Consider the following 6,724-nt stretch of genomic DNA (forward strand, 5'->3'; position numbering starts at 1 on the left):
CAGTGCGGGGCTCCTGCGATTTCTAGCTGAATATCAGCACTCTGCCGGAGGATCCTGCCAACTTCAACCCCTGGTGGAGCACCTACTGCGCGGAGGGGGTAACCGGCTGCGATTGAGGGGCTGAGCGGCTCACAACTCCTGCCGGGCTTCCAAGGCACGGGCCAGGGTGACCTCGTCGGCGTATTCCAGCTCGGATCCCATGGGCAGGCCGAAGGCCAGGCGGGTCATGCGCAAGGTGGGGGCAACCGGCTTCAGGTAATCCTTGACCACGTGCATGGTCACCTCTCCCTCTACGCTGGGGCTGAGGGCGAAGATCAGCTCCTGCGGTTTTTCCCGTGCCACCCGAGCCACCAGCTCGCGGATGTGCAGTTGATCGACCCCGATCCCGTTCATGGGGGAGATGAGGCCACCCAAAACGTGGTAAAGCCCCTTGAACTCGCGGGTGCGTTCCATCGCAATCAAATCTTTGACATCGGCCACCACGCACCACAGCAAGGGATCCCGCTGTGGCGAACGGCAAATCTCACATGGATCCTCCGCTGACCAGTTGAAGCAGATGGAACAGTGCCGAACCGTCTGCTTGGCTTCCAGCAGGGCTTTGGCCAGGGCTTCGATCTCGCCGGCGGGCCGGTTGATCAAGTGGAGAGCTAGGCGCTGAGCGGTTTTGGAGCCAATGCCGGGCAGCCGTTGCAGCTCTTCGATGAGGCGAGCCAAGGGGCGAGTGTACATACAGAGTTAAGCAAGCGGGGTTAAGCAAGTGGGGCTCAACCCAGTCCCAACCCCGGCAGACTGATGTTTCCGGTCAGCTCTTCCATGCGTTTGCGCATCGTCTCAGCAGATTGGGTGTAGGCGTTCACCATTGCTGTCAGGAGCAAGTCTTCTACCACATCCACCGACTCCTGGAGAATCTGGGGATCCAGAGAGACCTTAAGGGGTTCTTGGTTGCCGTTGACCGTCACTTTCACCAGCCCATTGCCAGCTTCGCCGACGATCTCCATCTCTTCCAGCTCTTTTTGCAGCCTTTGGGCGCCATCGCGCACCTCTTGGGCTTTCTTGAGCGCTTCTTGGATTTTGCCGAAGGGGCCAAAGCCTCGAGTCATGGGATCCTCTCTTGGGTTATCCAGATACTGCTGTTCTACTCTACCCGTTTCCTCCCGCCGGTGAAAGCACTCGAAAGTTCAGGCCAGAAGTGCTCCGCACCGCTAAGGCGACCGGCCTTCCTTAGGTTGCCCTTAACTCTGGCAGATTATCCTCTCAAGAGAAGCCAAAGATCGACTCAAAAGCCCATCTGCTCATCGGTGTTCGCCGTCTGGAGGTGCTATGGCTCAATTGTTGCAGGATCCCCGATCTCAAGTGGCCCAGCCCAGTTCAACTCGGGTGGAGCCTTCTCCCTGGCGTTGGCGGCGCTGGATCCCGGAGCGTTGGTATGTGCATTTGGGCCTGGTGCTGGCCTGCTTGGTTCTGGGATTTCCGGTGTTGTACGCCCTGCTTGTGAGCACCCAGAACAATGCCGAGGTGTTCCGCTATCAATTGACCTTTGGCTCCTCTTTTGCCTTCAACTGGCATCAGGTGATGGTGGCGCGGCACTTGGGCCACTACATGGTCAACAGCACCATCGTGGCGGTGGCGATCACCGTGGGCAAGACGGTTTTGTCGCTGCTAGCCGGGCTGGCCTTTGTGTACTTCCGCTTTCCCGGCAAAGGGCTGGCCTTTGGCTTTGTGCTGATCACGCTGATGATGCCCACAGAAATCTTGATCATTGCCCTGCTGCGGTTGGTCACCAACTTGGGCTGGGGATCCACCTACTACGCTTTAATCGTGCCCTTTCTGGCCAGCGCCACAGCCACGTTTTTGTTCCGCCAGCATTTTTCCAACATTCCCCGCGAGCTGGCGGAGGCGGCCCAACTGGACGGGGCCAACCCGCTGCAATTTCTCACCCAGGTGCTGATCCCCTTGAGCTGGAACGCCATCGGGGCGCAGGCGGTGATTCACTTCGTTTACGCTTGGAATATGTACCTGTGGCCCCGCTTGATCGTGCAAGGCCGAGAGCGACAAGTGGTGCAGGTGGGGCTGCAATCCCTGCTCAATCTGGATAGCTCGGCCTCCTATGGCCCCATGATGCTGGGAGCGATCATCGCCAGTATCCCGCCGCTGCTGGTGTTTATTGCGCTGCAGAAGCCCTTCATGAGCGGGTTAGCCCTCAATCGCGACAAGTAAGCCCTTAGGTTCCCTTTCATGCCCAGAGATCTACGCCGTTTTATTGCTCTGCTGGAATCCCGTGGTCAGCTCCGCCGCATTTCGGCAGAAGTGGATCCGGATCTGGAAATTGCCGAGATTGCCGATCGCCTCTTGGCCTGCGGTGGGCCGGCGCTGCTGTTCGAGCGGGTGAAGGGATCCTCAATGCCGCTGCTCATCAACACCCTGGGCACGGTGGAGCGCATTTGCTGGGCTTTGGGAATGGAGCAGCCTCAGGATCTGGAGGAACTGGGGAAAAAGCTGGCCCTGCTTTACCAGCCGCGGCCACCGCGGAGCTTTGCCCAGGCGGTGGAGTTGGGACAAGCTCTGTTTAGCGTACTCAAAGCTAAACCCAGCCGGGATCTGCTTCCTCCCTGTCAGCAGGTGGTGCTGCGGGGAGAGGAAGTGGATCTCACCCAGTTGCCCCTGTTGCGGGTCTATCCCGGCGATGCCGGACGGGTGCTGACCTTGGGCCTGATGGTAACCAAAGACCCGGAAAATGGGATCCCCAACGTGGGGGTGTACCGCCTGCAGTTGCAAAGCCGCACCACCATGACGGTGCAATGGCTGTCGGTGCGGGGGGCGACTCGGCATCTGCGCAAAGCGGCGGCCCTGGGCCAAAAGTTGGAGGTGGCGGTGGCGGTGGGGGTGGATCCGGTGGTGATTCTGGCGGCGGCCACACCCCTGCCGGTGGATCTGTCGGAGTGGCTGTTTGCCGGTCTCTATGCCGGAGAAGGGTTGCACCTGGCCCAGTGCAAAACGGTGGATCTGCAGGTGCCGGCCCATGCTGAGATCGTTCTGGAAGGCAGCATCACCCCTGGGGAAGTGGCCCCCGACGGGCCTGCCGGGGATCACATCGGCTACTATGGCCCCCGCAACGAGCAGGCCCCTCTGATTCGCTTCCACTGCTTGACCCACCGCCGGGATCCCATCTATCTCACCACCTTCAGCGGCAAGCCCCCCAAAGAAAACGACATGATGGCGCTGGCCCTGAACCGCATCTACACCCCCATCCTCAGGCAGCAGGTGCCGGAGATTGTAGATTTCTTTTTGCCGATGGAGGCGCTGGGCTACAAAGCAGCCATCCTCTCCATCGACAAGGCCTACCCTGGCCAGGCGCGGCGGGCGGCTTTGGCTTTTTGGAGCGCCCTGCCCCAATTTAGCTACACCAAGTTTGTGATCGTGGTGGACAAAGACATCAACGTCCGGGATCCACGGCAGGTGCTGTGGTGCCTGTGCTCGCGGGTGGATCCGCAGCGGGATGTGTTTATTCTGGCGGACAATCCCTTCGACGCCCTGGATTTTGCCACCGAAAGACGGGGTCTGGGAGGCAAGATGGGCATTGATGCCACCACCAAAATTCCCCCAGAAACCGATGCTCCCTGGCGGGATCCCCTTGCTCCAGATCCGGAGGTGGCCCGCTTGGTGGATCGCCGCTGGGCAGAATATGGCCTGGCGGATCTCGATGGGCAGCCGGCGGATCCCCGCCTGTTTGGATACGAGCTCTAAGCCCGCAGGGCCTCAATGGGATCCAGTTGCGCCGCTTTGCGGGCCGGGAAAATGCCGAAGACCAGCCCAATCCCAGTGGAAAGGGAGAACGCCACTCCCACTGCCACCCCATCGACTTGGGTCGCCAAGGGGGTGAATACCTGCACCGCCACCAGCAGGCCACTGCTGAGAAGGATCCCGAGCACTCCCCCGGTCGCGGCAATGAAAATCGCTTCGGCGGCAAATTGCTGCAAAATCTGGCGGCTATCGGCCCCGATCGCCTTGCGCAGCCCGATCTCATGGGTGCGTTCCGCAACTGAGATAAGCATCACATTCATGATCCCCACCCCTCCCACCAGCAGGGAGAGGGCCGCCGTGCCCGTCAGCAGCACCCGCAACAGGCTCAAAATCCTGGCCGACCCATCCAGGAGCACTTTCTGGTTGCGGATGATGAAGTCATCTTCTCCCACCAATTGGTGCCGCTGGCGCAGCAGGTTGCGGATTTGGAACTCGGCAGCAGGCAGATCGGCTTCAGAGCGGGCCGAGACGAAAATCGCCGTCAGCTCTGTGCCGTAGGGGGAACGCCGCCCGACCAACCGATTGGCCACCACGTCCACCGGCAGAAACACTCCGGCATCGCTGTTGCCAAACACCGTCGGCTTCGAGCGCAAAGTGCCGATCACCTCGAAAGGCAAATTGTTCAGTAGGACGGTCTCCCCAATAGCAGCGGCGGGATCCAGGCCGAACAACTGGCTGGCGGCATCGCTGCCCAGCACCACCACCGGGCGCTGTTCCTCGATATCCGAGGGCAAGAGGAAGCGGCCTGCCTCGATCTCCAGGTTCAACACCGACAAGTACTCCGGCCAAGTGCCGGTGGCCTCATAGCGGCGATCCACTCCACCTCGCACAGCGCGCACATTGGTGCCCAGGCTGGGGACAGCTGCTGACACGGCAGGCACTTCCGCCGCAATAGCCCGTACATCCTCCAAGGTGAGGGGGCGGATGTTGCCGGCATCGACCAGGCCCAAGTTGGCCGAAAAGACGATCAGCAAGTTGGTGCCCAGAGAGCGAAATTGATCCACCGCCATCTCTTGGGCAGCGTAGCCAAATCCGGCAATGGCCACCACCGCCGCATTGCCGATGAGGATCCCGAGCATGCTCAGCCCGGTGCGCAGGCGATGTCGTCGCACCATTTGCCAGGCCATTTTGGCCGCCGTTGCCAGGCTCATGGCTGTTGCTCCGCTCTTTTAATCAAAGTCTCTAGGTTCACCCCAGGAGGCAGGGCAGTAAAGACCCGATCCCCTGCCTGCAGACCAGAGAGGATTTGGGTAACTCCACCCTGAGTGATGCCCGTTTCCACGCGGCGATAGACAGGTTGCCGGCTTTGGGGATCCAGCAGGAGCACGCCTTCCTGGCTTTCCTCCCGGAGGATAGCCACTGAGGGCACCGTCAAGGCTTGGGGCTGGGGATCCCCAATGAAATCCACCGAAACAGTCATGCCGGTGCGCAAAAAGTCGGCCCCAGGCTCCGGTTCAACGAAGACCCGAAAGACGGTTACCTCTCGCACCACCACCGTAGCGGGTGCAATCCGCTTCACCCGCCCCTGCACCAGGCGGTCGGGGTAGGCCAGGGAGCGGATCTCCACCGGCTGACCCACCCGCACCTGGGCAATCTGGGCTTCTGGCACTTCTGCCCGCACCTCAATTCCCTGAGCCAGCGCCAAAATGGAACTGGAAGAAGCTGCGGTGGCATCGGAAGCTGCTGTTGTGGGAGCTACAAAGGATCCCACCTCGGCAAAGCGCTGCACCACCACACCAGAAAAAGGGGCGCGGACTTCGGTGTCAGCCAACCGGGATTGCCGTTGGGCCAGCTCGGCTTGTGCCTGGGCAATTTGGGCTTGAATTTGCTGTAGGGTTTCCGGGCGGCTCCCCAGTTGCAATCGCTCCAACTCCTGTTGAGCAGCTCGCAAATCCGCTTGCGCTTGTTCCAGGCGGGCCGAGCGTTGATCCAGCTCGCTGCGGGCTACCACCCCCGCCTGCACCAGGGCCTGGATGCGCTCTAACTCCCTCTGAGCCAAGTCCACCTGCGACCGGGCAGCATCCACCCTGGCCTGGGCCGCCATGATCACCTGGGGGCGCTCTCCGGCCTGTTGCTCCGCTAGACGGGCTTGCAGCTCTTGAATGCGGGCTTGGGCTTGGCGAATGCCACTGGCGAGATCGCCGTAGTCCATCCGGGCCAATAACTGCCCTGCCACCACTTCATCTCCCTGATCCACCAACAGTTCCGCCAGGCGACCCGACTCGCGGGGGCTGACATTCACCTGGCGGAGCGGCTGCACCTGGCCGCTCACCCGCAGGCGTTGGGTCAGATCCACCACTTGAACTGGGACTGTTAACCTTTCCAGCCGTTCTGCCCTCTGCTGCTGCAGCTGACGCTGGATCAGGAGACCGCTGCCCCCTAGGCCGGCCAACAGCAAGCCCAAGAGCATCCAGCCGAAGGGAAATCTCTTGGGGCGGGGTTTGCTCTGGGACAGAGGCTGCTCTGCAAGCTTGGGAGTAGACAGGGATCCCGTCTTGGGCTCATCGGTGTGCAGGATCACAAAAGTCTCCCGTTTGTAACAAAAGCTTTATCTTTGTCTAGCCTATTGGAAAAATGGGGGAAGCGTAAACACGGTTTCCCGCCTCTTGAGGTCTATTCGGCCAGCTCTGTACAAAAAACAGCGACGATTGTTACCATGGTTAACTGCCGGTAGCGCGGGAAGGCCATGAACGTTCGCATCAACGCTGAGGAGATCATCCGCTCCATTGAAGCTGCCCAGATGAAGTCGGATCTGCCGGAGATTCGGGTTGGGGATCAGGTACGGGTGGGAGTTCGCATTCAAGAGGGGGGCAAGGAGCGGGTACAAGCCTTTGAGGGCACGGTCATTGCCATGCGCCACTCCGGTATCAACCGCACCATTACGGTGCGCAAGGTTTTCCAAGGGATCGGTGTGGAGCGGGTT

Annotated in this window: 7 protein-coding genes; 3 read left to right on the plus strand and 4 right to left on the minus strand. The window is 60.6% G+C overall.

From position 1 onward, the window contains the following. Positions 1-129: 129 nt before the first annotated feature. A complete protein-coding gene (recR, locus tag NW856_RS07665; RefSeq protein WP_414399715.1) occupies positions 130-729 on the minus strand; it encodes a recombination mediator RecR in 600 nt (199 codons plus the stop codon). Positions 730-764: 35 nt separating this feature from the next. Beyond that, positions 765-1,100: a YbaB/EbfC family nucleoid-associated protein gene (locus NW856_RS07670; RefSeq protein WP_414344527.1), complete on the minus strand. Its 336-nt coding sequence runs from the start codon at positions 1,098-1,100 to the stop codon at positions 765-767. 220 nt (positions 1,101-1,320) lie between these two features. On the opposite strand from NW856_RS07670, the gene NW856_RS07675 reads away from it, so the two are divergent. Further along, a complete protein-coding gene (locus NW856_RS07675; RefSeq protein ID WP_414329037.1) occupies positions 1,321-2,217 on the plus strand; it encodes a carbohydrate ABC transporter permease in 897 nt (298 codons plus the stop codon). Between the two features lie 18 nt (positions 2,218-2,235). Further along, entirely contained in the window at positions 2,236-3,744 is a 1,509-nt protein-coding gene (locus NW856_RS07680; RefSeq protein ID WP_414399716.1) for a UbiD family decarboxylase, read from the plus strand. On the opposite strand, the gene NW856_RS07685 is transcribed toward NW856_RS07680, so the two are convergent. Both NW856_RS07685 and NW856_RS07690 read right to left on the minus strand, forming a co-directional pair. Beyond that, a complete protein-coding gene (locus NW856_RS07685) occupies positions 3,741-4,952 on the minus strand; it encodes an ABC transporter permease (RefSeq protein ID WP_414374702.1) in 1,212 nt (403 codons plus the stop codon). The genes NW856_RS07680 and NW856_RS07685 overlap by 4 nt on opposite strands. After that, positions 4,949-6,322, minus strand: coding sequence for an efflux RND transporter periplasmic adaptor subunit (locus tag NW856_RS07690; RefSeq protein ID WP_414399717.1), 1,374 nt, complete (start codon positions 6,320-6,322; stop codon positions 4,949-4,951). Before NW856_RS07690 ends, NW856_RS07685 begins: the two co-directional genes overlap by 4 nt. A 165-nt stretch (positions 6,323-6,487) precedes the next feature. On the opposite strand from NW856_RS07690, the gene NW856_RS07695 reads away from it, so the two are divergent. Next, the coding region (locus tag NW856_RS07695; protein WP_414399718.1) for a 50S ribosomal protein L19 at positions 6,488-6,724 on the plus strand (237 nt) is incomplete at its 3' end.

This window comes from Synechococcus sp. R3-13 (assembly GCF_047462195.1).
In the GTDB taxonomy this organism is placed as follows: domain Bacteria; phylum Cyanobacteriota; class Cyanobacteriia; order Thermostichales; family Thermostichaceae; genus Thermostichus.